The organism is Pseudoalteromonas sp. SIMBA_162, assembly GCF_046535955.1.
GTDB classification, from domain to species: domain Bacteria; phylum Pseudomonadota; class Gammaproteobacteria; order Enterobacterales; family Alteromonadaceae; genus Pseudoalteromonas; species Pseudoalteromonas marina.
This window is the reverse complement of sequence record NZ_JAWJBQ010000828.1, coordinates 1-251: the sequence shown is the minus strand read 5'-3', so window position 1 is coordinate 251 and position 251 is coordinate 1. Positions and strand designations below refer to the sequence as shown.

At 67.7% G+C, this 251-nt stretch carries 1 pseudogene; it reads right to left on the bottom strand.

The window, feature by feature from the left end:
* Nucleotides 1-251 (bottom strand): annotated as a pseudogene (locus tag R0J88_RS22000) (MFS transporter); the annotation flags it as partial.

Below are 251 nucleotides of genomic sequence, written 5' to 3'. Positions count from 1 at the left end.
CATGGATCAGGAAGGTCACGAAGACCAGCCCGCCCGTGGTCAGCAGAGCGACGATCAACGGCGAGTTGCCCCAGTCGAGTCGCTCACCCTGGGTCATGCCGGCGACCAGCGCGCACAGGGCGGTGACGCCCAGCAAGGCACCGAGCCAGTCGAACTGCTTGCAGCGTTCCAGCTTGAGCGGGTCCTGCGGCAGGCCCCAGGAGACCAGCGCGGCGGCGAGAAGGCATACCGGCGCGGTTTCCCAGAACACC